The following is a 23,783-nucleotide window of genomic DNA, read 5'->3' as shown; positions in this document are numbered from 1 at the left end:
GCCGCCATCAACCGCTTCCTCGCCGAGCACAACCAGCAGCCAAAGCCCTTCACCTGGACCGCCGACCCCGACAAGATCATCGCCGCCGTCAAGCGCGGGTACCAAGCGTTGGATTCCTTCCACTAGGCCCCGAGCTCGCCTGGGCCGCTTAAGCGAAGCGGACACGAGTTCTGTCGCTGTTCCTGGTGGCTGCCGGCCCCACCAAGATCATCTCTTTCTCGGCAAAGGGCACATTTCGCTATACATTGACCGGCCGGTCGGCTAATGTGATGGCAATGGAGATTCGGGGAGGACGATATGGCAGAAGCCTTTATCTGCGACGCGGTCCGGACACCGATCGGCCGCTATGCCGGGGCGCTGGCTGCGGTCCGCGCCGACGATCTCGCGGCGGTTCCGCTGAAGGCGCTGATGGAGCGCAATGCGGCGGTGCGCTGGGCGGAGGTCGACGACCTGATCTTCGGCTGCGCCAACCAGGCGGGTGAGGACAACCGCAACGTCGGCCGCATGGCCGTGCTGCTGGCCGGGCTGCCGGTCGCGGTCCCCGGGACGACGATCAACCGGCTCTGCGGCTCGGGCATGGACGCGGTCGGTCAGGCGGCGCGGGCGATCCGGGCCGGGGACGCCGACCTGATGCTCGCCGGCGGGGTCGAGAGCATGACGCGGGCGCCGTTCGTGATGCCGAAGGCGGAGAGCGCCTTCTCGCGGTCGAACGCGGTCTACGACACGACGATCGGCTGGCGCTTCGTCAACCCGAAGATGAAGAAGGAATTCGGCGTCGACTCGATGCCGCAGACCGCCGACAACGTCGCGGCCGACTACAGCGTGTCGCGGGCCGATCAGGACGCCTTCGCGGCGCGCAGCCAGGCCCGCTGGGAGGCCGCGCAGAAGGCCGGCAAGTTCAGGGACGAGATCGTCCCGGTCAGCGTCCCGCAGCGCAAGGGCGAGCCGGTCGTGGTCGACACCGACGAGCACCCGCGCCCGGGCACCACCGCCGAGACCCTGGCGAAGCTCAAGGGCGTCAACGGACCCGACCTGAGTGTGACGGCGGGGAACGCCTCGGGCGTCAACGACGGTGCTGCGGCGCTGGTCCTCGCCTCGGAGGCGGCGGCCAAGTCTCACGGGCTGACGCCGAAGGCGCGGGTCATCGCGATGGCGGCGGCGGGCGTCGAGCCGCGGATCATGGGCATCGGGCCGGCGCCGGCGGCGAAGCGGGTGTTGGCGCGGGCCGGGCTGTCGATCGACCAGATGGACGTGATCGAGCTCAACGAGGCCTTCGCCGCGCAGGGGCTCGCGACGCTCAGGGAGCTTGGCCTGCCCGACGATGCGGCGCATGTTAACCCCAACGGCGGCGCGATCGCGCTCGGCCATCCGCTCGGCATGTCGGGCGCCCGGCTGGTGACGACGGCCATGTACGAACTGCACCGCCGCGGCGGCCGCTACGCGCTCTGCACCATGTGCATCGGTGTCGGGCAGGGCATCGCCGCCATCATCGAACGCGTCTGAGGAGGAAGCAAAGAATGTACGCCCAGCTCGTCTCGACCGAGGGTCTGAAGAAGCCGGAGGACATGACGCCCGCGGAGCGCGCCTTCCAGGAGCGCATCGACCGGAACGAGAAGATCGAGCCCAAGGAGTGGATGCCCGAGGGCTATCGCAAGACGCTGATCCGCCAGATCGGCCAGCACGCCCACTCCGAGATCGTCGGCCAGCTGCCCGAGGGCAACTGGATCTCCCGTGCCCCGACGCTGGAGCGCAAGGCGATCCTGCTCGCCAAGGTGCAGGACGAGGCGGGGCACGGCCTCTATCTCTACTGCGCCGCCGAGACGCTCGGGGTGAGCCGCGACGAGCTGATGGAACTACTCCACAAGGGCAAGATGAAGTACTCGTCGATCTTCAACTATCCGACGCTGACCTGGGCCGACATGGGCGCGGTCGGCTGGCTGGTCGACGGGGCGGCGATCATGAACCAGGTGCCGCTGCAGCGGACCTCGTTCGGGCCGTACAGCCGGGCGATGATCCGCATCTGCAAGGAGGAATCGTTCCACCAGCGCCAAGGCTACGCCATCATGATGAAGATGGCCGCAGGCACGCCCGAGCAGAAGCGCATGGCGCAGGATGCGCTGAACCGGCTGTGGTATCCGTCGCTGATGATGTTCGGGCCGTCGGACAAGGACTCGGTGCATTCCGCCCAGTCGATGGCGTGGAAGATCAAGATGAACACCAACGACGAGCTCCGCCAGAAGTTCGTCGACCAGACCGTGCCGCAGGCCAAGTACCTGGGGCTGACCGTCCCCGATCCCGAGCTGAAGTGGAACGAGGAGAAGGGCGGCCACGACTTCTCCGAGCCCGACTGGTCGGAGTTCTTCGACGTCATCGCCGGCAACGGCCCGTGCAACAAGGACCGGCTCGGCGCCCGGGTGAAGGCCTGGGACGACGGCGCCTGGTTCCGCGACGGGCTCGTCGCCCACGCCGAGAAGGCCGCCGCACGCCGGGCGCCTGTCGCCGCCGAGTGAGGCCTGCAGTCTCGCGCGCGCGACGCTGGTCAAGTCGTTGATAGTCAAAGATAACGTCGATCAGATTCACCGAACGTCAACCAAGGTTAACCGGGCCTCCGCGCCGTGGAACCAAGGGAGGAAGCGAATGTCCAAGGAATGGCCGCTCTGGGAAGTTTTCATCCGGGGCCAGCACGGGCTGAACCATCGCCACGTCGGCAGCCTGCACGCGCCGGACGCCGAGATGGCGATCAACAACGCCCGCGACGTCTACACCCGCCGCAACGAGGGCGTGTCGATCTGGGTGGTGCCCTCGGCCGCAATCACCGCGTCGAGCCCCTCGGACAAGGGTCCGCTGTTCGAGCCGGCCAACTCCAAGGTCTATCGCCACCCGACCTTCTACGACATCCCCGACGAAGTGGGGCACATGTAAGATGCCCTCGCTCCCGGACATGAACACCCCCGACGTGGCGGAGCTCGCGCGCGAAGCGGCGGCCCACAGCCACGCGACCGAGATCCCGACCCCGGATGCGGGGCAGGACGCCTTCTTCGAGGTGCTGCTCCGCCTCGGCGACGCGACGCTGATCCTCGGCCACCGGGTCTCCGAATGGTGCGGCCACTCGCCGGCGCTGGAGGAGGACATCGCGCTTGCCAACGTCGCGCTCGACCTGATCGGCCAGACCCAGATGTGGCTCGGCCTCGCCGGCGAGGTCGAGGGCAAGGGCCGGTCGGCCGACGATCTCGCCTACCTGCGCGACGCCTGGGACTTCCGCAACCTCTTGCTGGTGGAGCGCCCGAACGGCGACTTCGGCCACACGCTGATGCGGCAGTTCCTGTTCGACGCCTGGCACTTCGAGCTGCTGAAGGCGCTCCAAGGGTCGTCCGATCCGCGCGTCGCCGAGATCGCGGCAAAGGCCGCGAAGGAGGTCGCCTACCACCTCGAGCGGTCGTCGGACCTGGTGATCCGGCTCGGGGACGGGACCGGGGAGAGCCGCCGGCGGATGCAGGACGCGCTCGACGCGCTCTGGGCCTATACCGGCGAGATGTTCCTCGCCGACGAGAAGGACGTCGCGGTCGCAGCGGCCGGGATCGCGCCGAACCCGCGCGACCTCGAGGCCGCTTGGGACGCGACCGTTCGCGACGTGCTGACCGAGGCGACCCTGGCAATCCCGGAGTCGGGCTTCGCCCACAAGGGCGGCAAGCGCGGCGTCCACACCGAGCACCTCGGCTATATCCTCGCCGAGATGCAGTTCCTGCAGCGCGCCTATCCCGGCGCCTCCTGGTAGGACGAAGGCCGATGACGACTGCGACCCACCCCAGCACCGCCGAGGTCTGGGACTGGCTGAGCCATGTCCCCGACCCGGAAATTCCGGTGATCTCGCTGACCGACCTCGGCATCGTCCGCGATGTCGCCTGGGACGGCGACACCCTCGTCGTCACCGTGACGCCGACCTATTCCGGCTGCCCGGCGACGGCGATCATCAACCTCGACATCGAGAAGGCGCTTCGCGAGAAGGGCGTCTCGAACCTCAAGCTGAAGCGCCAGATCTCGCCGCCCTGGACCACCGACTGGATCAGCGAGGGCGGCCGGGAGAAGCTCCGGGCCTATGGCATCGCGCCGCCGATCGACGGCACCGCCGCCGACGGGCGGCTGATCGGCCGGGTGAACCGGATGACGGGCGGCAACTTGACCGTCGCCTGTCCGCGCTGCGGCTCGGCCCATACGACCAAGGTGAGCCAGTTCGGCTCGACGCCGTGCAAGGCGAGCTATCGCTGCGACGACTGCCTCGAGCCCTTCGACTACTTCAAGTGCATCTGAGCGGACGCAAGGACAACTGAAATGGCACGCTTCCATTCCCTCGATGTCGTCGACGTCCGCAAGGAGACGCGGGACGCCGTCGTCGTCACCCTGAAGCCGCGCGACGAGGACGCCGCGCTCTTCGACTTCACCCAAGGCCAGTACCTGACCTTTCGCCGCAAGTTCGAGGACGACGAGCTGCGCCGCAGCTACTCGATCTGCGCCGGCAAGGGCGAGGGTCACCTGCAGGTCGGCATCAAGCGCGTCGACGGCGGCGCCTTCTCGACCTGGGCCAACGAGGAGCTGAAGGCGGGGGCGGTGCTCGAGGCGATGCCGCCGATGGGGCGGTTCTTCACGCCGATCGAGCCGGACGCGCCGAAGAACTACCTCGGCTTCGCCGGCGGGTCGGGGATCACGCCGCTGCTCTCGATCATCAAGACGGTGCTCGCCGCCGAGCCGGGCTCGACCTTCACCCTCGTCTACGCCAACCGGCAGATCAGCTCGATCATGTTCCGCGAGGACCTCGAGGACCTGAAGAACCGCTACCTCGGACGGCTGTCGATCGTCCACGTCCTCGAAACGGAGGCGCAGGACATCGAGCTCTTCACCGGGCGGGTGGACGCGGAGAAGTGCGCGGCGCTGTTCCGCACCTGGATCGACCTGCCGACGGTCAACACCGCCTTCATCTGCGGCCCCGAGCCGATGATGCTGGCGATCGCCGGGGCGCTGAAGGAGCACGGGCTCGCCGACGCGCAGATCAAGTTCGAGCTCTTCGCCTCGGGCCAGCCGGGGCGGACCAAGCAGCGGGTGGTCTCGGCCGAGGTCTCGACCTCCAACTCCACCGAGGCGACGGTGACGCTCGACGGCGCGACGCGGAGCTTCCGCATGCCGAAGGCGGGCCAGAGCCTGCTCGACGCGGCGCTGGAGGCGAACATCGACGCGCCCTACGCCTGCAAGGCCGGGGTGTGCTCGACCTGCCGCGCCAGGGTGCTGGAGGGCGAGACCGAGATGGCCATCAACCACGCGCTCGAGGACTACGAGGTGAAGCAGGGTTACGTGCTCACCTGCCAGTGCTTCCCGCTGAGCGACAAGGTCGTCGTCAGCTACGACCAGTGAGGGAGGGAACCATGACCGAAGACACCGACGCCACCGCCGCGACCATGCCGATCGAGGACTACCTCGCCCAAGGCGGCCAGCTTACCTCCCCGGCCAACGTGCCCGCCCGCTACCGCGGCGAGCTCTTGCGGCTGATGGCGAGCTTCGTCGACAGCGAGCTCGCCGCCTCGGCCGGCTTCGCCGACACCATCAACGACGCGGCGGGCATCACCGCGCGCATCGCCGCCTGCCGGATCACGCTGGAGAAGGCCGACCACGCCGGCCGTGTCCTCGACCTGATGGGCGACTTCGGCGCCGACGAGGGCCGCTACGCGACCCAGCATCCCTGGGCCGACCGCCTGCCGCGCGACGCGGCACTCGGCCAGGCCCGCCATGGCGCCGACATGCGCCTCGCGGTGTTCCACTATCCGATCGAGGGCTGGGTCGACGCCGTGGTGCTGAACGTCCTGCAGGGGCTCGCCGCGGCGGTGACGCTGGAGGAGCTCGCGAGGGTTTCCTACGCCCCGCTCGCCGACGTGTTCCGCGCCATCGCCCCGCGCGAGAAACGCCACACCGACCTCGGCGTCACCGGCCTCACCGACATCACCGCGACCGAGGAGGGGCGCGCCGCCGCCAAGGCCGCCATCGCCTACTGGCAGCCGAAGGTCGCCGACAGCTTCGGCACGATGAACTCCGCCCGGTTCGAGACGCAGAAGCGCTTCGGCCTCCGCCACCGCCCGAACGAGGCGCTGCTCGCCGACTGGACCGCTTCGGTCCGCGCGACGCTGGCGCCGCTCGGCCTCGCCTGAGGACAGGACCATGACCGTCGACGTCACCACCAAGCCCCGTACCCTCGAAAGCTACGTGGGCGGCGAATGGGTCAAGGGCAACGGCCCGGGCCAGACCCTGCTCGACGCCGCCACCGGCGCCCCCGTCGCCCGCATCGACAGCTCCGGCGTCGACTTCGCCGGGGCCCTCACCTGGGGGCGCGACGTGGTCGGGCCGAAGCTGCGCGCGCTCTCCTTCCACGACCGCGCCGCAATGCTGAAGGCGCTTGGCCAGTTCCTGATGGCCAACAAGGAGGAGTTCTACGCCGAGAACTTCGCCACCGGCGCCACCCGCGCCGACGGTTGGATCGACATCGAGGGCGGCGCCGGCACCGTGCTCTCCTACGCCTCGAAGGCGCGCCGCGAGCTGCCGAACACCCGCGTCCTCACCGACGGCGAGGTGGAGCTGCTGTCGAAGGACGCGAGCTTCTCGGCCCAGCACGTCCTGACGCCGCTGACCGGCGTCGCGATCCACATCAACGCATTCAACTTCCCGGTGTGGGGGATGCTGGAGAAGGTGGCGCCGACCTTCATCGCCGGCGTGCCCTCGATCGTGAAGCCGGCGAGCCAGACCGCCTACCTGACCGAGCTCGTGGTCCGCCGCATCGTCGAGTCGGGCATCCTGCCCGAAGGGGCGATCCAGCTCATCGCCGGCTCGACCGGCGACCTGCTCGACCATGTGACGGGGCAGGACGTCGTCACCTTCACCGGCTCGGCCTGGACGGGGCGCAAGCTGCGCAGCGGCGCGGCGATCGTCGAGAACTCCACCCGCTTCACCATGGAGGCCGACAGCCTCAACGCCGCGATCCTCGGGCCCGACGCCGGCCCGGGCACGCCGGAGTTCGACCTTTTCGTCAAGGAGGTCGCCCGCGAGATGACGGTGAAGGCGGGGCAGAAGTGCACCGCCATCCGCCGGGTGATCGCGCCGCGGGCCTTCACCGACGCGCTCGTCGCCGCGCTCGGCGACCGCCTCGCCAAGACCGTTCTCGGCGATCCGTCGAACGAGGCGACGCGCATGGGCGCGCTCGCCAGCCTCGACCAGCGCCGCGAGGTCCGCGACCGCATCCGCGAGCTGCGCGCCGAGGCCGAGATCGTCGCCGGCAACCCCGACGAGGTGCGGATCGCTTCGGGCGACGCCGAGAAGGGCGCCTTCCTCAACCCGGTCGTCCTCTACGCCGACAACCCGCTGGCCAAGACCGCCATCCATGACGTCGAGGCCTTCGGCCCGGTCTCGACGGTGATGCCCTACGACGATGTCGGCGAGGCCATCGCGCTCGCCAGGCTCGGCAAGGGCTCGCTCGTCGCCTCGGTGTTCACCGACGACAAGGGCGTCGCGGAGGAGGTCGTCCTCGGCCTCGCCCCCTTCCACGGCCGGGTGCTGATCGGCAACCGCCTGAGCGCCAAGACCTCCACCGGCCATGGCTCGCCGCTGCCGGTGCTCGTCCACGGCGGCCCCGGCCGCGCCGGCGGCGGCGAGGAGCTGGGCGGCATCCGCGGCGTCAATCACTATATGCAGCGCACCGCGGTCCAGGGTGCCCCCCGCCTGCTCTCGGCGGTCACCGGCCGCTGGATCGAGGGCGCCGACACCCGGGCGGACGGCACCCACCCGTTCCGCAAGTCGCTGGCGGAGCTGAGGGTCGGCGACCAGCTCGTCACCGCCACCCGCACGGTGACGCTGGAGGACATCGAGCATTTTGCGGAGTTCACCGGCGACACCTTCTACGCCCACATGGACGAGGCGGCGGCCAAGGCGAACCCGTTCTTCGACGGCCGCGTCGCCCACGGCTACCTCATCGTCTCCTTCGCCGCCGGCCTCTTCGTCGATCCGGATCCGGGCCCGGTCCTCGCCAACTACGGCGTCGACAACCTCCGCTTCCTCACGCCAGTCTACCCGGGCGACACCCTCGGCGTGCGCCTGACCTGCAAGGAGATCAACCCGCGCGCCGGTGCCGAGCACGGCGAGGTCCGCTGGGGCTGCCAGGTGACCAAGCAGGACGGCGCGCTCGTCGCCCAGTACGACGTGCTGACCATGGTGGCGAAGACTTGGTCGCCCGCGGCCTGAGGCCGGCGCCACCAACAACTAGGAGGAGACCCCATGCCCGCCACGATGACCCGGTCCCTCGGCCGGCTGCTCCTGCCTGCCCTGCTCGCCCTCTCCCCCATCGCCGCCAGTGCCGCCTCCGACGTGACGATCCTGCGCGACGAGTGGGGCATCCCGCAGGTCTATGCCAACGATGTCTACGGCCTCTACGCCGGCTTCGGCTACGCAGTCGCCGAGGACCGCCTCTTCCAGATGGAGATGGCCCGCCGCTCGGTCCTCGGCACCACCGCCGAGGTGCTCGGCCCCGACCAGGTCGCCTACGACACCCAGACCCGCACCAATTTCGACCAGGCGAAGATCCGCACCCAGATCGACGCGTTGCCCCCCGAGCAGCGCGCAATCCTCCAAGGCTACGCGGCCGGCTTCAATAAGCGCCTCTCCGAGGTGATGGCGGACAAGGCAAACCTCTTGCCGAAGGAGTTCACCGACTTTGGCTTCGAGCCCGCGGACTGGTCCGACTTCGACGTCGCGATGATCTACGTCGGCACGATGGCCGGCCGCTTCTCCTACTTCTCCAACGAACTCAACAACGCCAAAGTGCTCGACGCCCTTGTCGAGCAGCACGGCGAGACCGTCGGCAAGCAGCTCTTCGACCAGATCTACTGGATCGAGGACCCGCTCGCCCCCACCACCGTTCCCGCCGGCGCGCCATACCAGAAGAAGGCCGAGGCCGCGCCGCTCGGCGCCACCCGCTTCGCCGGCCTCGCCGACGTCCCCGGCATGGAGAGCGGCGAGGACGACCGCCCGCGTGCCAGCAACATCTGGATCCTCGGGCCGGAAAAGACCGTCGACGGCAGCACCATCCTCGTCAACGGCCCGCAGTTCGGTAACTTCAACCCGGCTTACGTGTTCTCGATCGGCCTGCACGGCGCCGGGTTCGACCTCACCGGCAACACCCCCTTCGCCGTGCCAAACGTCCTGTTCGGAACCAACGGCGCGATCGCCTGGGGCGCCACCGCCGGCCCTCTCGACGTCAACGACTACGTCGCGCTCGAGCTCAACCCGCAGAATCCACACCAGTATCGCCGCGGCGACGGCTGGACCGACATGCGCCGCCGCGAGGAGACGATCAAGGTCAAGGGCGCCGAGGATGTGACCGCCGAGATCTGGGGGACCGACTATGGCGTGGTCCCTGTCTTCGACGCCGAGCATGATCGCGCCTTCGCCTTCCACCGCACCTGGGAGGGCTACGAGATTTCCACGCTCATGGCCTGGATCCGCTCGACGCAGGCACAGGACTACGACCAGTGGCTCGACGCGGCGAAGGACGTCGCGACCACGATCAACTGGTACTACGCCGACAAGGACGGCAACATCGGCTACGTCTCGCCCGGCTACCTGCCGGTGCGGCAGGCCAGCCAAGATCTTCGCCTGCCGGCCAAGGGCGACGGCAGCATGGACTGGCAGGGAATCCGCCCCTTCGACGACGTCCCCAAGACACTGAACCCTGAGCAGGGCTGGATCGCCAACTGGAACAACCGCTCAGGCAAGGGCACCGTCTCCACCGTCGAGGGCAGCCCATGGGGCTCGGCCGACCGCGTCGTGGAGATCATGTCGCGCATCGAAGCCAAGGACCGCTTCTCCCCCGAGGAGGTCTGGAACATCCTGCCCGAGACGAGTTTCGTCGACGTCAACGCACGCTATTTCGTGCCGCGCATCCTCGCCGCGAGCGCGGGCCTACCGGCGGATGACCCGCGCCAGCCCATGCTCGCGGCGCTCGCCGACTGGGACAGCCGCCAGATCCGCGACGCCGACGGCAAGGCGACCTCACCGGCGGTCGCGATCCTGCGCACCTGGATGGACGTCATGGTCGCCGACGTGCTCCTCGACGATGCGCCGTCGATCCCGTCGAAGGTCATGCAAATCCGGATCGCGCTGCCCTCGGCTCTCCTGAACAACGCGCTTCTCGGCAAGGACGCAGGCGTCCCGCAGGCCTACGACTTCTTCAATGGCGAAGATCCCGACACGGTGGTCCTGACGGCGCTCGATAAGGCCCGCGTGGCCCTGTCCGAACAGTACGGCAGCGACAACGTCACGGCCTGGCTCGCACCGATCGACCAGCACGTCTTCGACACGAAGAACTACCTCGGCATCCCGCAGACCACCGCGGACGAAGGGCTCGCCGTCGGCACCGCCATGAACCGCGGCACCGAGAACAACATGGTCCGCTTCCGCGACGGCAAGGTGACTTTCTGCGCCGTCACGCCCCCGGGCCAGAGCGGCTTCATCGCCCCCGACGGCACGAAGTCGCCGCACTATCAGGACCAGTTGCAGCTCTACGCCGACTTCGGCTGCCGCCCGCAGGCCTTCTACCGCGACGACGTCGAGAAATCCGCGGTGGGGCGAATGGCCTTTACCATCGAATGATGCTTCCGCCGGGCGTCCGCGCCCGGCGGCCGACGCCCGAGTGGCGGACGCTCCTGTCCCTTGCCTGTCACGGAGAAGGAAGATGGATCACCGCCGCCTGGAGATGACTGTCCTGATGACCCCCGACATGGCCAACTTTTCCGGCAAGGTCCATGGCGGCGCGCTCCTCAACCTCCTCGACCGAGTCGCCTTCTCGCTAGCCTCGCGCTACTCAGGCCGCTACGCCGTCACCCTCTCGGTTGACCAGGTGACCTTCAAAGAACCGATCAACGTCGGCGAGCTCGTTACCTTCCGCGCCGCGGTCAATCACGCCGGCCGCACGTCGATGGAGGTCGGCATCCGGGTCGAGGCCGAGAACATCCGCACCGGCACCGTCCGCCACACTAACTCCTGCTACTTCACTATGGTCGCCATCGACGACTCGAGCCGCCCCGCCGAGGTGCCGGAGCTTCGCATCGAGACCTCGGCCGAGGCCCGGCGCAACCGCGCCGCCGAACTCCGCCGCCGGCTGCGCCGGGAGATCACCACTGAAATGGAACGCGCAACGGAGGGCGGGCAATGAGCATCTGGTCATGGGACGGCATCATTCCGGTCGTCGATCCCGAGGCCTTCGTCCATCCCGACGCTACGGTCATTGGCGACGTCATCATCGCCGCCGGCGTCTACATCGGGCCACAGTGCGTACTGCGCGGCGACTTCGGCCGCATCGAGATCGGCCATGGCGCCAACGTGCAGGAGACCTGCGTCGTCCACACCTTCCCGAACCTCGGCGTCGTCGTCGAGCCCTGCGGCCACATCGGCCACGGCGCTGTCCTGCACGGCTGCCGCATCGGGCGAAACGCCATGGTCGGGATGAACGCCGTCATCATGGATGAGGCCGAGGTCGGCGAGGATTCAATCGTCGGGGCCATGGCCTTCGTCCCGGCCGGCCGCAAGATCCCGCCTCGCAGCCTTGCCGTCGGCTCTCCGGCCAAGGTCGTCCGCGAGCTCACCCGTCAGGAGATCGAGTGGAAGACCCGCGGCACCGGCGTGTATCAGCGCCTCGCTGCCGAGGCACCCGGCAAGCTCGCGCCGGCCGAGCCGCTCGCCGTCCCCGAGCCAGGGCGTCGCCAGGTTCGTGCCCCGGACTACGACCCGCTGATTGCCGAGCGCCTGAAGCTCGGCGACTGACCGATCGGGGGGGCGATCCGCCCCGATTGCCGCCCCCTCCCCGCCGGACGCACCGCCTCTACCGGGGGCAACCATTCCCTCAGCGCACAGCCTTGATGCCTTCAAGGATCAAGGTCGTCGCTACTTGAGCGTAGTCACTTCGCGTGATCGGACCCTCTTCGCGAAACCACAGGTAAACCGAGTTCATCACCCCGAAGACCGTCATCGTGACCGGCATCAGCAACGGCCGATCCGGCCGGTCGAGTTCGGGATGCACCCGACGCAGCACGTCCGAGAAATGTCCGACGATCTGCCGCTCCACCGCCCGGATCTCGCGGCGCTGCTCGTAAGCGAGCGCCGCGCCACCGATCAGTTGCACCCTGTGGGCGTCGTCGGCTCCACGGTACTTCTCGAGCACCACGCCCACGAGCACGCGCAGCTGCTCCTCCGGCGGCCGGCTCACTTGGGCTGCCACGGAGACGGAGGCTTCGAGCTCGACAAGATGGGTGTGGATGATGGCAAAGATCAGGGCGTCCTTGCTCGGATAGTAATGATAGAGGAGCGCTTTCGACACGCCAGAGTGGGCGGCGACCTGCGCCATCGAGGCCTTTTCCATGCCGTGCTCGGCAAAGACCGCCGCCGCGCTCATCAGGAGGCCCTGCTGCTTCTCCTCGAAGTCACTGGCGCGTGTCCGTGCCATTTCGTCGGCTCCAATCCCCTCGCGGGTCTCGGACGGTGGGGGACGGCCGCTGCCGACCATCCCCTCGGATCAATTCATCGTCCGTCGGGTCGGTCAAAATCACTCTTTCGGCCGGTTGTCCACCACGCGCTTCGCCTTGCCCTCGGAGCGCTGGACGCTGTCCGGGTCGGCGACGACGATCTTGGTCGAGACGCCGACGACGCTCTTGATGTGATGGGCGAGCTCCTTCGCCGACGCCGCCCGCGCCTCGGCCGAGGCAGCGTTCGCGGCGGCCTCGACGTGGACGACCATGTCGTCCATCCGCCCCTTGCGCACCAGCTCGACCTGGAAATGCGGGGTGAGGCCCGCGCACTTCAGTATCTGCTCCTCGATCTGCGTCGGGAAGACGTTGACGCCGCGGAGGATGATCATGTCGTCGGACCGCCCCGTCACCTTCTCCATGCGCCGCATCGACCGCGCCGTCCCCGGCAGCAGCCGGGTCAGGTCGCGCGTGCGGTAGCGGATCATCGGGATCCCCTCCTTGGTGAGGGTGGTGAAGACGAGCTCGCCCAGCTCGCCGTCGGGCAGCACCTCGCCGGTCTCGGGGTCGACGATCTCCGGGTAGAAGTGGTCTTCCCAGATGTGCAGCCCGTCCTTGGTCTCGACGCACTCGCTGGCGACGCCCGGGCCCATGATCTCGGAGAGGCCGTAGATGTCGACCGCGTCCATGTCGAAGGCCTGCTCGATCTCCTCGCGCATGGCGTTCGTCCAGGGCTCGGCGCCGAAGATGCCGAGCTCGAGCGAGCACTCGCGCGGGTCGAGCCCCTGGCGGCGGAACTCGTCGAGGATCGACAGCATGTAGGAGGGCGTCACCATGATGATGCGCGGCTTGAAGTCCTGCATCAGCGTGACCTGGCGCTCGGTCATGCCGCCGGAGATCGGAACCACGGTGCAGCCGAGACGCTCGGCGCCGTAGTGCGCGCCGAGGCCACCGGTGAAGAGGCCGTAGCCGTAGGCGACGTGGACGAGGTCGCCGCGGTGCCCGCCGGCGGCCCGGATGGCGCGCGCGACGACGTTGGCCCAGACGTCGATGTCGTGCTTGGTGTAGCCGACGATGATCGGCTTGCCGGTGGTGCCCGACGAGCCGTGGATGCGCACGAGCTCCTCGCGCGGCACGGCGAACATGCCGAAGGGATAGGTGTCGCGCAGGTCGGTCTTGGTGGTGAAGGGGAACTTCGACAGATCCTTCAGCGACTTCAGGTCCTCGGGATGCACCCCGGCCTCGTCGAACCGCTTGCGGTGGAAGGGCGCGTTCTCGTAGACGTGCCTGAGCGTCCGCTTCATGCGGTGGAACTGCAGCGCCTCGATCTCGTCGCGCGAAGCCGTCTCGATCGGGTCGAACACTTCCGTCCGACCGGGCCGCATACGTTGTTTAGGCATCTGGCGTTCTCTCCCCAAAAAATCCGTCGAAACCGGGCCTACTCCGGCAGGTGGGTTCCCTTGACGGTGCGCGAGTGGCCGCGGAACTCCGCCACCGGCTCGCCCCGGTCGTTCGTGACGTGGATGTCGTAGATGCCGTTGCGCCCGGCGCGATGGAGCTCGCGCGCGGTGGCGGTGAGCCGGTCGCCCTTGCGTCCCGGCGCCATGTAGGTGATCGACACCTGATAGGCGACGGCAAGCTGGTTATAGGTGTTGCAGGCGAAGGCGAAGGCTGAGTCGGCGACGGAGAAGATGAAGCCGCCGTGGGCGTTGCCGTGGCCGTTCAGCATGTCCTCGGTGATGTCCATGGAGAGGGTGGCCTCGCCGGGCGCGATGTGCTCGATCCGCATGCCGAGGCGTTGCGAGGTCCAGTCGGTGGACCACATCGCCTCGGCGCAGGCCTCGGCGAGCTGCTGCGGCGAGAGGCCAGCGGCGGTGAGCGTCGCGGTGGTCATCTGCCCGAGAACTCCGGCTGGCGCTTGTCGAGGAAGGCGATGACGCCCTCGGCGTAGTCGGCGGTGCGGCCGGCCTCGCGCTGCAGGTCGCGCTCGAGGTCGAGCTGGGCGTCGAGGCTGTTGGTCGCCGCCGCCTGGATCGCGCGCTTGGTCAGGCCGAGGCCGCGGGTCGGGCCGGCGGCGAGGCGCTTCGCGATCGACTCGGCCTCGATGAGGAGCGCGGCGTCGTCGACAGCCTTCCAGATCAGGCCCCAGTCGGCGGCGGTCTCGGCCGGCAGCGGCTCGGCGAGGAGCGCCAGCGCCTTGGCGCGGGGCTCGCCGAGGATGCGGGCGAGCGACCAACTGCCCCCGGCGTCGGGGACGAGGCCGATCTTCGCGAAGGCCTGGAGGAACTTGGCCGACTTCGCCGCCAACACGATGTCACAGGCGAACGCGATGTTGGCGCCTGCGCCGGCGGCGACGCCGTTCACGGCGCAGACGACCGGCTTTTCGATGGAGCGGATCAGCCGCAAGGTCGGGTTGTAGAAGGTCTCGATCGTCGCCCCGAGGTCCGGCGCCCCGCCGCCCTTGCGCGGGTCGCGGTCGCCAAGGTCCTGGCCGGCGGAGAAGCCGCGGCCGGCGCCGGTCAGCAGGATCGCCCGGACTTCCGGGTCGGAGGCGGCGCGCTCCATGCCGGCGCGCAGCGACCGGTGCATTTCCTCGTTGAAGGAGTTAAGCTTGTCCGGGCGGTTCAGGGTGAGGCTCAGCACCCCCGCGTCGAGCGAGACGAGCACCGTCTCAGACAAGGCCGCAGTCTCGGTCATCGGCTTCCCTCCCAAGGCGACCGCTCGCTGCAGCCGTTAAAAAAAGTGTTGCATAAACCGACTGGTCAGTCAATTATAAACGCAACAACATCGGGAGAAACGCAGATGGCCTCGCTCTTCCACCGGCATCGCACGCTTCTCGAACAAGCCGTCGCAGCGCTGGGTGACCGGGGATTCTGGTCGCCTTTCCCGGAGGTTCCGAGCGGGAAATTCTATGGCGAGACCGCCCGCGAGGACGGGCAGACGGCTTACCAAGCGCGGCTCGGCGCGGCATTTGCCCTCCCCGGCCACCCCGAATCGACCCGCGTCGGCGCCGAAGTCTCGCCCTACGGCCCCGCACTCGGGATCACCTATCCCTCCGCCGATGCTGCCACCCTCGTCGCCGCCTCCGAATCCGCCAGTTCCGCCTGGGCCGCCGCGGCGCCGGACACCCGAGTCGGCCTCCTCCTCGAGGCGCTGAAGCGGCTGAACGCGATGAGCTTCGAGATGGGCAACGCGGTGATGCACACGACCGGCCAAGCCTTCCCGATGGCCTTCCAGGCCGGCGGCCCTCACGCGCAGGACCGCGGCCTCGAGGCCGTCGCCACCGCCTGGCTCGAGATGTCCCGCGCGCCGGCCCGAGCCGTCTGGGAGAAACCGCAGGGCAAGGCCGACCCCATCGTCATCGAGAAGCACTGGCGCATCGTCCCGCGCGGCGTCGCCCTCGCCATCGGCTGCCAGACCTTCCCGACCTGGAACAGCTATCCCGGCATCTTCGCCAGCCTCGCGACCGGTAACAGCGTCATCGTGAAGCCGCACCCCGGCGCCACCCTGCCCCTCGCCCTGACCGTCGCCGTGCTCCGCGACCTCCTCGCCGAGGAGGGCTTCCCGCGCGACGTCGTCCTTCTCGCCGCCGATTCGGCCGAGGCGCCGGTCACCAAGGACCTCGTGCGACACCCGGCGATACGGATCGTCGACTACACCGGCTCCAACGCCTTCGGCGCCTGGGTGCGCGAGAACGCCGGAGAAGCCCTCGTCTACACCGAGGAGGCCGGCGTGAACTCGATCGTCATCGCCGGCGTCGACGCCTTCGCCGCGATGTGCGCCAACGTCGCCTTCTCGCTCTCGCTCTACTCCGGCCAGATGTGCACTGCCCCGCAGGACATCTTCGTCCCGTGGGACGGCATCGACACCGACGAGGGCCGAAAGTCCTTCGACGAGGTCGCGGCCGGCATCGCCGACGCCGTGGATCAGCTGCTCGCCGATCCGGACCGCGCCGCCGGCGTCGCCGGCGCCATCGCGAATCCGGCGACCATCGACCGCGTCGCCGACGCGCGCAGCCTCGGCCGCGTCGTCCGCGACAGCGCCCCTCTCGCCGGGGGCCGCAGCGCAACGCCGCTGATCGTCGCGGTCGACGCCGCCGACGAGGCTGCCTACGGCGAGGAGCGCTTCGGCCCGATCGCCTTCGTGATCGCCGTCGCCGACGCCGACGACGGCATCGCTCGCGCCGCGGCGCTCGCGATGCACAAGGGGGCGATCACCGCCGCCCTCTACGACACCGACGAGGCGCGGATCCTCCGCGCCGCCGACGCCTTCGCCCGGGCGGGCGCGAACCTCTCGGTCAACCTCACCGGCAACATCTTCGTCAACCAGTCGGCCGCCTTCAGCGACTTCCACGTCACCGGCCTCAACCCGTCCGGCAACGCCAGCCTGACCGACTCGGCCTTCGTCGCCGGCCGCTTCGCCCGCGCGATGTGGCGCCGGCCGGTGGTCGCCTGACCTCAAGCAAGCACCTGAAAAATCCAAGGGGAGGAACCCATGAAAACCTTGACGGCTCTCGCTAGCTTCGTCGCGCTCGGCCTCACCACCGCGGCACAGGCCGACATTAAGATCGGCGCCACTGTGTCGGAAACCGGACCCGCCGCCTTCCTCGGCGACCCGGAAGCCAAGACCCTCAAGATGATGGTGGAGAAGCTCAACGCCGCCGGCGGCATCAACGGCGAGGAGATCGCGCTGACGCTCTACGACGATGGCGGCGACCCGAACAAAGCGCGCACCTTCGCTACCCGCCTCGTCGAGGACGACGAGGTCGTGGCGATCATCGGCGGCACCACCACCGGCACCTCGATGTCGATCATCCCGGTGGCCGAGGACGCCGAAATCCCCTTCATCTCGCTGGCCGGCGCCATCGAGATCATCGACCCGGTCAAGGAGTGGGTGTTCAAGACCCCGCACACCGACCGCATGGCCTGCCAGAAGCTCTTCGAGGACATGAAGGCGCGCGGCATCACCAAGATCGGCATGATCTCCGGCACCGACGGCTTCGGGGCGTCCATGCGCAAGCAGTGCCTCGAGGTGGTCGGCGACTACGGGATCGAGGTCCTGGCGGATGAGAGCTATGGTCCGACCGATGCCGACATGACGCCGCAGCTCACTAATATCAAGAACACGGCCGGCATCGAGGCGGTGCTGAACCCGGGCTTTGGCCAGGGGCCGTCGATCGTCACTCGCAACTATCAGCAGCTCGCTGTGGGCCTGCCGCTCTACCAGAGCCACGGCGTCGCATCGAAGGGCTTCATCGACCTCGCCGGCCCCGAGGCGGCCGAGGGCGTCCGGCTGCCCGGCACCGCGCTGCTCATCGGCAGCCTCCTCGCCGCCGACGACGCGCAGAAGCCGGTCGTTGACGCCTACGTCACCGAATACACCGCCGCCTACGGCGAGGCGCCCTCGACCTTCGGCGGCTATGCCCACGACGCCTTCGCCATCCTCGTCGACGCGCTGACCCGTGCCGGCTCCACCAAGCCCTCCGACATCCGCGACGCCATCGAGGCGACCTCGAGCCTCGCCGGCACCACCGGCGTCGTCACCATGACACCGGAGGACCACCTGGGCTTCGACCTCTCGGCGTTCCGGATGCTCGAGATCAAGAACGGCGAATGGACCCTCGTCCCGTAGCCGCACGACGCATTCGCAAGGTGGGCAACGCCGCCCGCCCTGCTCCCGCGCCCTTTTGCCCCGGAGCTCGACGCCCATGGCCGAACTTATGCAATTCCTCCTGTCCGGCGTGACCGTCGGCGCGGTCTACGCGCTGGTCGCCCTGGGTTTCACCATCATCTACAACGCGTCGGACGTGGTGAACTTCGCCCAGGGCGAGTTCGTCATGCTCGGGGGCATGATTACGGTCTTCGCCCACATGGCGGGGCTGCCGATCCCCCTCGCGGCCCTGATCGCCATCGCCGGCACCGCCGCCATGGGCGTCGCCCTCAACAAGCTCGCCATCGAGCCCGCCCGCGGCGCACCGGTGGTGTCGCTCATCATCATCACCATCGGCGCCTCGATTTTCATCCAAGGCGTGGCGCAGCTCGTCTTTGACAAGCAGCTCCACCGCTTTCCGGCCTTCTCGGGCGACACCCCGATCAGCATCTTCGGCGCCACCATCCTGCCCCAGAGCCTCTGGGTTCTGGCCGGCGCTATCGTGGTCTTCGTCGGCCTCTGGGCCTTCTTCACCAAGACGCTCACGGGCCGCGCCGTCCTCGCGACCTCCAACAACCGCCTGGCGGCGCAGCTCGTCGGCATCAACACCAACTGGGTAATGACGCTCTCCTTCGCGCTCTCTGCGGCCATCGGGGCGCTAGCGGGTGTGCTTGTCACACCAATCACCAACATCAGCTACGGCGTCGGCATCGCCTACGCGCTCAAGGGCTTCGCCGCCGCGATGCTCGGGGGCATGGGCGTGCCGCTCGGGGCGCTGGTCGGCGGCATCCTGCTTGGCTTAATTGAGGCGTTGACCGCCGGCTACCTGAGCTCGGTCTACAAGGACGCCGCTGCCTTCGTAGTGATCCTCATCGTCCTCTTCGTGATGCCGAGCGGCATCTTCGGCCGCAAGTCGACGGACCGAGTTTGATCATGACCACGAAACGCGTCACGCTCCTAATCCTCGCGATCATCGTGATCGCCTCGCCCTTCTTCTTCCCGTCAAACTTCTACTACCGCGTCGGCTCGCTGATCTTCGTCAACGGCCTCGCCGTGACCGGCATGGTCATCCTCATCGGCTACGCCGGGCAGATCAGCCTCGGCCACGCCGGCTTTGCGGGCATCGGCGGCTACGCCTGCGCACTTGCCCCGGTCCATCTCGGGCTCCACCCCGGCCTAGCCGCTATCCTCGGCGCTGCCATCTCCGGCGCGCTGGCCTGGGCGGTCGGCCGCCCGATCCTCCGCCTCAAGGGCTACTACCTCGCCGTCGCCACCCTCGGCCTCGGCATCCTCGTCTCGATGGTGCTCGCCAACGAAGCCTGGCTAACCCGCGGTCCAGACGGCATCGAGGTGCCCGATCTCGGCCTTAACGACGTGCTCGAGTTCGTCGGCATCGACATTTCGAACGCGCAGTTCTGGTACTTCTTCTCCGGCCTGGCGCTCGTTATCGGCGCCTGGATCGCGCTCAACCTCTACGACAGCCCTACCGGGCGCGCCCTCCGGGCGCTGCACGGCTCGGAAATCGCCGCGCGCACCGTTGGCATTGACGTCGCGCGCCTCAAGCTCCAGGCCTTCGTGATTTCGGCGGTCTACGCCTCAATCGCCGGCTCGCTCCTAGCGCTCCAGAACAAGTTCATCACCCCGGAAGTCGCCGGCTTCATGCACTCGATCGAGATGGTGACCATGGCGGTCCTCGGCGGCGTTGGCTCGGTGCTCGGCGCCTTCTTCGGCGCGGCGATTCTGACCACGCTGCCGCAGGTGCTGACCGTCTTCCAGGAGTACGAGCAGATCCTGCTCGGCCTCGTGATGATGCTGTGCATGATCTTCATGCGCGAAGGACTGCTCCCGAGCATCCTGCGCGCACTGAGAGGGAAGGACAAATGACCACGCTCCTCGAAGTCTCCGGGCTCGGCATCACCTTCGGCGGCCTCAAGGCCGTTCAAGACGTCGGCTTCCGGGTGAACCCCGGCGAGATCGTCTCGGTGATCGGCCCGAACGGCGCCGGCAAGACCACGCTCTTCAATATGATTTCCGGCGTCTACAAGCCGTCGTCCGGCACGGTGAAGCTCGACGGTCAGGACGTGACCGGCCTCGATCCCTTTCTCCTCGCCCGGCGCGGCCTCTCCCGCACCTTTCAGAACCTGCAGATCTTCCAGACCATGACTGTGCTCGAGAACGCCATCGCCGGCTTCCATCTGCAGGAGAAGGGCTCTCTCCTCGCCGACCTCCTCCACCTCCCGTCCATGAAATTCCGCGCCCGCGCCGCCGAAACCGAGGCCCGGACGTTGCTCAACCGCGTCCGCCTCGGCAATGCGGCCGAGAAAGAGGCGAGTTCGCTCTCCTACGGTGCCCTCAAGCGGCTGGAGATCGCCCGCGCCCTCGCCTTGAAGCCCCGCGTCCTCCTCCTCGACGAGCCCGCCGCCGGCTGCAACGCGGTCGAGACCGAGGAAATCGACCACCTGATCGCCGAGGTCGCCGCCTCTGGCACCGCGATCCTGCTCGTGGAACACGACATGAAGATGGTCATGCGCATCTCGAACCACATCGTCGTCCTCGACCACGGCGAGAAGATCGCCGAGGGCGAGCCCGCAGTCGTCAGCCGGGACCCGAAGGTCATCGAGGCTTACCTCGGAACGGAGGCCGCTCATGCTTAACGTCGAGGGCCTGCGCTCCCGCTACGGCCGCATCGAGGTGCTGCACGGCATCGACCTCGCGGTGAACTCTGGCGAGATCGTTACCGTCGTCGGCGCCAACGGCGCCGGCAAGACCACGCTGCTCCGCTGCCTCTCCGGCGTCCAGCCGGTTACCGGCGGCTCGATCACCTTCCGCGGCGAGAACTTTACCGCCGTGCCCGCTTACAAGCGCCTTGGCCACGGCCTTGCCCAGTCGCCGGAAGGTAGGCAGATCTTCACCAACCTGACGGTGGAAGAGAACCTGCGCCTCGGCGCCTTCCTCTTCACCGACGACCGGGTGGAGAAGGACATGGCGAACGCCTTCGCGATGTTCCCGATCCTGAAGGAAAAGCGCAACCTCGCCGCCGGCGGCCTCTCCGGCGGCCAGCAGCAGATGCTCGCGATCACCCGCGCGCTGATGGGCCGTCCCTCCTGCCTTCTTCTCGACGAGCCGTCGATGGGCCTTGCGCCGATCATCGTCCAGCAGATCTTCGACGTGGTGAAGAGCATGCGGGCCCTCGACGTCACCGTGCTCCTCGTGGAGCAGAACGCCTTCGGCGCGCTCAAGATCGCCGACCGCGGCTACGTCCTCGAAACCGGGCGCGTCACCATGGAGGGGTCGGCGGCCGAACTGATCGCCGACCCGCGCATCCGCGAAGCCTACCTGGGGATCTGACTATGCCCGTTTCCATCGCCCGCGAAGGCCGCGTCGCCGTCGTCACCGTCGACAACCCGCCGGTCAACGCCCTCTCCCAAGCCCTCCGCCAGTCGCTCTGGGACGCGGCGGAGAACCTCGACGCCGACCCCTCGGTCGACGCCGTCGTCCTCCTCTGCGCGGGGCGCACCTTCATTGCCGGCGCCGACGTCACCGAGTTCGGCAAGCCGCCCCAGCCGCCGCACCTCCCCGACCTCGTCGCCCGCATCGAGGCGGCCCGGAAACCCTGGGTCGCCGCCATCCACGGCTCCGCCCTCGGCGGCGGCTTCGAGGTGGCGCTGGCCTGCCGCTTCCGCGTCGCCCACGCCTCGGCCTCCGTCGGGCTCCCCGAGGTTACACTCGGCATCGTCCCCGGCGCCGGCGGCACGGTCCGCCTTCCCCGGCTCGTCCCCCCCGCCGTCGCCGTCGAGATCGCCACCACCGGCAAGCCAGTGAAGGCGCCGAAAGCCCTTGCCCTCGGTCTGATCGACCGCGTGGTCGACGGCGACCTCCGCGCCGGTGCCGTCGCCTTCGCCGCCGCCCTGCCGCCCCTTCCGCCCCCCCTCCGCGACCGTCCGCCGCTTGCCGCCGACACCGGATTCTGGGACGAGGCCGCCCCGTCGGTGAAGAAAGCCGCGCGCGGCGAAGCCGCGCCCCTCCGTGTCCTCGCCTGCCTCCGCAAGGCGACCGAAGCTTCCTTCGACGAGGCGATGTCCTTCGAGCGCGAGACCTTCCTCGCCCTCCGCTCCTCCCCGGAGGCCGCCGCCCTCCGCCACGTCTTCTTCGCCGAGCGGGCCGCCCTGCGTCCCGCCTCCGTCAAGGGCGTCGAGCCGAAAACCCTCCGCACCGCCGCGGTCGTCGGCGGCGGCACCATGGGTGCCGGCATTGCCGCCGCCCTGCGCGACGGCGGCATTTCGGTGACGCTCGTCGAGCGCGACGCCGAGGCGCTGGCGCGCGGCCTTGCGAACGTCGCCGCGATCTTCGAAGGGGCGGTGAAGCGCGGGCGGCTCACCGAGGCGGACCGGGAAGTGCGGATGGCCGACCTCGGGGGGACGACAGACTACGCCGCCCTGGCCGACACCGACCTCGTGATCGAGGCCGTGTTCGAGGAACTCTCGGTCAAGCGGACCGTCTTCGCCGCTCTCGCCACCGTCTGCCGCTCAGACGCGATCCTCGCGACCAACACCTCCTATCTCGACCCCCGCGCGATCCCCGAGGGCCTTCCCAACCCGGGCCGCTTCATCGGCCTTCACTTCTTCAGCCCCGCCAACGTGATGAAGCTCCTCGAGATCGTGCCCATTCCGGACACCAGCCCCGAGACCCTGGCAACGGGCTTCGCTCTCGCCGCGAAGCTCCGCAAGATTCCGGTTCAAGCCGGCATCTGCGACGGCTTCATCGGTAACCGTATCCTGAAGCGCTACCGAGCCGCCGCCGAAGACCTCGTCCGCAAGGGCGTCCCCATCACCGAGATCGACGCCGCAATGCGCGCCTATGGCTTCGCCATGGGTCCATTCGAGGCCCAAGACCTAGGCGGCCTCGACATTGCGTTTCTCCAGCGCGAAGGGGCCCGCGGGCGTGGAGAGGACGTACCGAAGACTCTAGGCGACATTCTCGTCCAAGCTGGTCGCAAGGGCCAAAAGACCGGAGGCGGTTGGTACGACTACGATCAGGGCGACCGTGCTCCGCGTTCCTCACCGGTCGTGGCGCAACTCCTAGCCGCCGCCCTGACGCAAGGTGAGACGCCTTCCGATATCGCCGAGCATCTGGTCGCCGAAATGGCCGCCGAAGGCGCTGCCATTCTCTCCGAGGGCATAGCGGCCCAGCCGGCCGATATCGACCTGGTAGAGATCCATGGCTACAGTTTTCCCCGCCGCCGCGGTGGACCAATGTTTCAAAGCGGAAGGTCAAACACCTGAGAGCTGGCGTCATCTGCCTAAAAGATGGCGGGCTGGGCGCGGCGGGTCAGGGCAGGCCAGAAGGCCTCGCTCTTTCGGCAATCACAACGTGCACACTCCCGAGAGGGCGCTTCCGCGCTGGACGACCAGAATGCGAGCTTCAGCCGAGTTCGTCACTCCGACACTCCGACGATGGACTGACTGACGTGACCCCTTGTTTCTCCTCCACGGGCTGCTGGAATCCGGACCACCAGGAGAGGGACCGGAGATGAAGCGAAGCAGGTTCACCGAAGAGCAGATCATCGGGATGCTACGAGAGAGCGAAGCC

22 protein-coding genes and 1 pseudogene are annotated in these 23,783 nt (G+C 68.4%); 19 read left to right on the top strand and 4 right to left on the bottom strand.

Annotation, left to right across the window (positions count from 1 at the left end; all coding sequences use genetic code 11):
* The 12 genes and pseudogenes from KBA23_RS09365 to KBA23_RS09310 all read left to right on the top strand — a co-directional run.
* A pseudogene (locus tag KBA23_RS09365) lies at nucleotides 1–126 on the top strand (IS630 family transposase); the annotation flags it as partial.
* A gap of 171 nt (nucleotides 127–297) precedes the next feature.
* Nucleotides 298–1,503: a 3-oxoadipyl-CoA thiolase gene (gene pcaF / locus KBA23_RS09360; RefSeq protein ID WP_290739837.1), complete on the top strand. Its 1,206-nt coding sequence runs from the start codon at nucleotides 298–300 to the stop codon at nucleotides 1,501–1,503.
* Nucleotides 1,504–1,517: 14 nt separating this feature from the next.
* Nucleotides 1,518–2,510: a 1,2-phenylacetyl-CoA epoxidase subunit PaaA gene (gene paaA, locus KBA23_RS09355; protein ID WP_290739834.1), complete on the top strand. Its 993-nt coding sequence runs from the start codon at nucleotides 1,518–1,520 to the stop codon at nucleotides 2,508–2,510.
* A 127-nt stretch (nucleotides 2,511–2,637) separates the two neighbouring features.
* Nucleotides 2,638–2,922, top strand: a complete 285-nt coding sequence (paaB, locus tag KBA23_RS09350) for a 1,2-phenylacetyl-CoA epoxidase subunit PaaB (RefSeq protein WP_290739831.1) — start codon at nucleotides 2,638–2,640, stop codon at nucleotides 2,920–2,922.
* A 1-nt stretch (nucleotide 2,923) separates the two neighbouring features.
* Nucleotides 2,924–3,775, top strand: coding sequence for a 1,2-phenylacetyl-CoA epoxidase subunit PaaC (gene paaC, locus KBA23_RS09345; RefSeq protein WP_290739828.1), 852 nt, complete (start codon nucleotides 2,924–2,926; stop codon nucleotides 3,773–3,775).
* Between the two features lie 11 nt (nucleotides 3,776–3,786).
* Complete coding sequence (gene paaD / locus KBA23_RS09340; RefSeq protein ID WP_290739827.1) at nucleotides 3,787–4,308, top strand: 1,2-phenylacetyl-CoA epoxidase subunit PaaD; 522 nt, start codon at nucleotides 3,787–3,789, stop codon at nucleotides 4,306–4,308.
* Between the two features lie 21 nt (nucleotides 4,309–4,329).
* On the top strand, nucleotides 4,330–5,403 hold the full coding sequence (locus tag KBA23_RS09335) for a 2Fe-2S iron-sulfur cluster-binding protein (RefSeq protein ID WP_290739824.1): 1,074 nt from the start codon (nucleotides 4,330–4,332) through the stop codon (nucleotides 5,401–5,403).
* Between the two features lie 11 nt (nucleotides 5,404–5,414).
* On the top strand, nucleotides 5,415–6,191 hold the full coding sequence (locus tag KBA23_RS09330; RefSeq protein ID WP_290739821.1) for a Phenylacetic acid catabolic protein: 777 nt from the start codon (nucleotides 5,415–5,417) through the stop codon (nucleotides 6,189–6,191).
* Between the two features lie 10 nt (nucleotides 6,192–6,201).
* Nucleotides 6,202–8,271 (top strand): phenylacetic acid degradation bifunctional protein PaaZ, encoded by a 2,070-nt coding sequence (paaZ, locus tag KBA23_RS09325; RefSeq protein WP_290739818.1) that lies wholly within the window; start codon nucleotides 6,202–6,204, stop codon nucleotides 8,269–8,271.
* Between the two features lie 33 nt (nucleotides 8,272–8,304).
* Nucleotides 8,305–10,677, top strand: a complete 2,373-nt coding sequence (locus KBA23_RS09320; RefSeq protein WP_290739815.1) for a penicillin acylase family protein — start codon at nucleotides 8,305–8,307, stop codon at nucleotides 10,675–10,677.
* A gap of 82 nt (nucleotides 10,678–10,759) precedes the next feature.
* Nucleotides 10,760–11,239, top strand: coding sequence for an acyl-CoA thioesterase (locus tag KBA23_RS09315; protein ID WP_290739812.1), 480 nt, complete (start codon nucleotides 10,760–10,762; stop codon nucleotides 11,237–11,239).
* Nucleotides 11,236–11,847 (top strand): transferase hexapeptide repeat family protein, encoded by a 612-nt coding sequence (locus KBA23_RS09310; protein ID WP_290739809.1) that lies wholly within the window; start codon nucleotides 11,236–11,238, stop codon nucleotides 11,845–11,847. The genes KBA23_RS09315 and KBA23_RS09310 overlap by 4 nt, the downstream gene beginning before the upstream one ends.
* 79 nt (nucleotides 11,848–11,926) lie before the next feature.
* Here the strand turns inward: KBA23_RS09310 and KBA23_RS09305 are convergent, their stop codons facing one another.
* From KBA23_RS09305 to paaG, 4 genes are all read right to left on the bottom strand, one after another.
* Nucleotides 11,927–12,526, bottom strand: a complete 600-nt coding sequence (locus KBA23_RS09305; protein ID WP_290739806.1) for a TetR/AcrR family transcriptional regulator — start codon at nucleotides 12,524–12,526, stop codon at nucleotides 11,927–11,929.
* Between the two features lie 99 nt (nucleotides 12,527–12,625).
* Nucleotides 12,626–13,945 (bottom strand): phenylacetate--CoA ligase PaaK, encoded by a 1,320-nt coding sequence (paaK, locus tag KBA23_RS09300; RefSeq protein WP_290739804.1) that lies wholly within the window; start codon nucleotides 13,943–13,945, stop codon nucleotides 12,626–12,628.
* Between the two features lie 38 nt (nucleotides 13,946–13,983).
* Nucleotides 13,984–14,439 carry a hydroxyphenylacetyl-CoA thioesterase PaaI gene (gene paaI / locus KBA23_RS09295; protein ID WP_290739801.1) on the bottom strand — a complete coding sequence of 152 codons (456 nt, stop codon included), beginning with the start codon at nucleotides 14,437–14,439 and terminating at the stop codon, nucleotides 13,984–13,986.
* On the bottom strand, nucleotides 14,436–15,224 hold the full coding sequence (gene paaG, locus KBA23_RS09290; protein WP_290739840.1) for a 2-(1,2-epoxy-1,2-dihydrophenyl)acetyl-CoA isomerase PaaG: 789 nt from the start codon (nucleotides 15,222–15,224) through the stop codon (nucleotides 14,436–14,438). The genes paaI and paaG overlap by 4 nt, the downstream gene beginning before the upstream one ends.
* A gap of 123 nt (nucleotides 15,225–15,347) precedes the next feature.
* On the opposite strand from paaG, the gene paaN reads away from it, so the two are divergent.
* From paaN to KBA23_RS09255, 7 genes are all read left to right on the top strand, one after another.
* Nucleotides 15,348–17,000, top strand: a complete 1,653-nt coding sequence (gene paaN / locus KBA23_RS09285) for a phenylacetic acid degradation protein PaaN (protein ID WP_290739798.1) — start codon at nucleotides 15,348–15,350, stop codon at nucleotides 16,998–17,000.
* Nucleotides 17,001–17,039: 39 nt separating this feature from the next.
* Nucleotides 17,040–18,176 carry an ABC transporter substrate-binding protein gene (locus tag KBA23_RS09280; RefSeq protein WP_290739795.1) on the top strand — a complete coding sequence of 379 codons (1,137 nt, stop codon included), beginning with the start codon at nucleotides 17,040–17,042 and terminating at the stop codon, nucleotides 18,174–18,176.
* A gap of 76 nt (nucleotides 18,177–18,252) precedes the next feature.
* Entirely contained in the window at nucleotides 18,253–19,125 is an 873-nt protein-coding gene (locus tag KBA23_RS09275; protein ID WP_290739793.1) for a branched-chain amino acid ABC transporter permease, read from the top strand.
* Between the two features lie 2 nt (nucleotides 19,126–19,127).
* A complete protein-coding gene (locus tag KBA23_RS09270) occupies nucleotides 19,128–20,078 on the top strand; it encodes a branched-chain amino acid ABC transporter permease (RefSeq protein ID WP_290739790.1) in 951 nt (316 codons plus the stop codon).
* Nucleotides 20,075–20,848 carry an ABC transporter ATP-binding protein gene (locus KBA23_RS09265; RefSeq protein ID WP_290739787.1) on the top strand — a complete coding sequence of 258 codons (774 nt, stop codon included), beginning with the start codon at nucleotides 20,075–20,077 and terminating at the stop codon, nucleotides 20,846–20,848. The genes KBA23_RS09270 and KBA23_RS09265 overlap by 4 nt, the downstream gene beginning before the upstream one ends.
* On the top strand, nucleotides 20,841–21,542 hold the full coding sequence (locus KBA23_RS09260) for an ABC transporter ATP-binding protein (RefSeq protein ID WP_290739786.1): 702 nt from the start codon (nucleotides 20,841–20,843) through the stop codon (nucleotides 21,540–21,542). The genes KBA23_RS09265 and KBA23_RS09260 overlap by 8 nt, the downstream gene beginning before the upstream one ends.
* A 2-nt stretch (nucleotides 21,543–21,544) precedes the next feature.
* Complete coding sequence (locus KBA23_RS09255; protein WP_290739784.1) at nucleotides 21,545–23,476, top strand: 3-hydroxyacyl-CoA dehydrogenase NAD-binding domain-containing protein; 1,932 nt, start codon at nucleotides 21,545–21,547, stop codon at nucleotides 23,474–23,476.
* Nucleotides 23,477–23,783 lie beyond the last annotated feature (307 nt).

Origin of the sequence: Amaricoccus sp. (assembly GCF_017995835.1) — a bacterium.
Classification (GTDB): Bacteria; Pseudomonadota; Alphaproteobacteria; order Rhodobacterales; family Rhodobacteraceae; genus Amaricoccus.
This window is presented reverse-complemented; position numbering and strand designations above follow the sequence as displayed.

Bases quoted from the DNA above. Each gene is read 5' to 3' on its own strand.
- KBA23_RS09255 (WP_290739784.1), top strand. From the start codon at position 21,545: ATGCCCGTTTCCATCGCCCGCGAAGGCCGCGTCGCCGTCGTCACCGTC.
- KBA23_RS09330 (WP_290739821.1), top strand. From the start codon at position 5,415: ATGACCGAAGACACCGACGCCACCGCCGCGACCATGCCGATCGAGGAC.
- KBA23_RS09310 (WP_290739809.1), top strand. From the start codon at position 11,236: ATGAGCATCTGGTCATGGGACGGCATCATTCCGGTCGTCGATCCCGAG.
- paaI (WP_290739801.1), bottom strand. From the start codon at position 14,439: ATGACCACCGCGACGCTCACCGCCGCTGGCCTCTCGCCGCAGCAGCTC.
- paaD (WP_290739827.1), top strand. From the start codon at position 3,787: ATGACGACTGCGACCCACCCCAGCACCGCCGAGGTCTGGGACTGGCTG.
- KBA23_RS09265 (WP_290739787.1), top strand. From the start codon at position 20,075: ATGACCACGCTCCTCGAAGTCTCCGGGCTCGGCATCACCTTCGGCGGC.
- KBA23_RS09270 (WP_290739790.1), top strand. From the start codon at position 19,128: ATGACCACGAAACGCGTCACGCTCCTAATCCTCGCGATCATCGTGATC.
- KBA23_RS09305 (WP_290739806.1), bottom strand. From the start codon at position 12,526: ATGGCACGGACACGCGCCAGTGACTTCGAGGAGAAGCAGCAGGGCCTC.
- paaB (WP_290739831.1), top strand. From the start codon at position 2,638: ATGTCCAAGGAATGGCCGCTCTGGGAAGTTTTCATCCGGGGCCAGCAC.
- KBA23_RS09335 (WP_290739824.1), top strand. From the start codon at position 4,330: ATGGCACGCTTCCATTCCCTCGATGTCGTCGACGTCCGCAAGGAGACG.
- KBA23_RS09280 (WP_290739795.1), top strand. From the start codon at position 17,040: ATGAAAACCTTGACGGCTCTCGCTAGCTTCGTCGCGCTCGGCCTCACC.
- paaK (WP_290739804.1), bottom strand. From the start codon at position 13,945: ATGCCTAAACAACGTATGCGGCCCGGTCGGACGGAAGTGTTCGACCCG.
- KBA23_RS09275 (WP_290739793.1), top strand. From the start codon at position 18,253: ATGGCCGAACTTATGCAATTCCTCCTGTCCGGCGTGACCGTCGGCGCG.
- KBA23_RS09315 (WP_290739812.1), top strand. From the start codon at position 10,760: ATGGATCACCGCCGCCTGGAGATGACTGTCCTGATGACCCCCGACATG.
- paaC (WP_290739828.1), top strand. From the start codon at position 2,924: ATGCCCTCGCTCCCGGACATGAACACCCCCGACGTGGCGGAGCTCGCG.
- paaZ (WP_290739818.1), top strand. From the start codon at position 6,202: ATGACCGTCGACGTCACCACCAAGCCCCGTACCCTCGAAAGCTACGTG.
- KBA23_RS09260 (WP_290739786.1), top strand. From the start codon at position 20,841: ATGCTTAACGTCGAGGGCCTGCGCTCCCGCTACGGCCGCATCGAGGTG.
- KBA23_RS09320 (WP_290739815.1), top strand. From the start codon at position 8,305: ATGCCCGCCACGATGACCCGGTCCCTCGGCCGGCTGCTCCTGCCTGCC.
- pcaF (WP_290739837.1), top strand. From the start codon at position 298: ATGGCAGAAGCCTTTATCTGCGACGCGGTCCGGACACCGATCGGCCGC.
- paaA (WP_290739834.1), top strand. From the start codon at position 1,518: ATGTACGCCCAGCTCGTCTCGACCGAGGGTCTGAAGAAGCCGGAGGAC.
- paaN (WP_290739798.1), top strand. From the start codon at position 15,348: ATGGCCTCGCTCTTCCACCGGCATCGCACGCTTCTCGAACAAGCCGTC.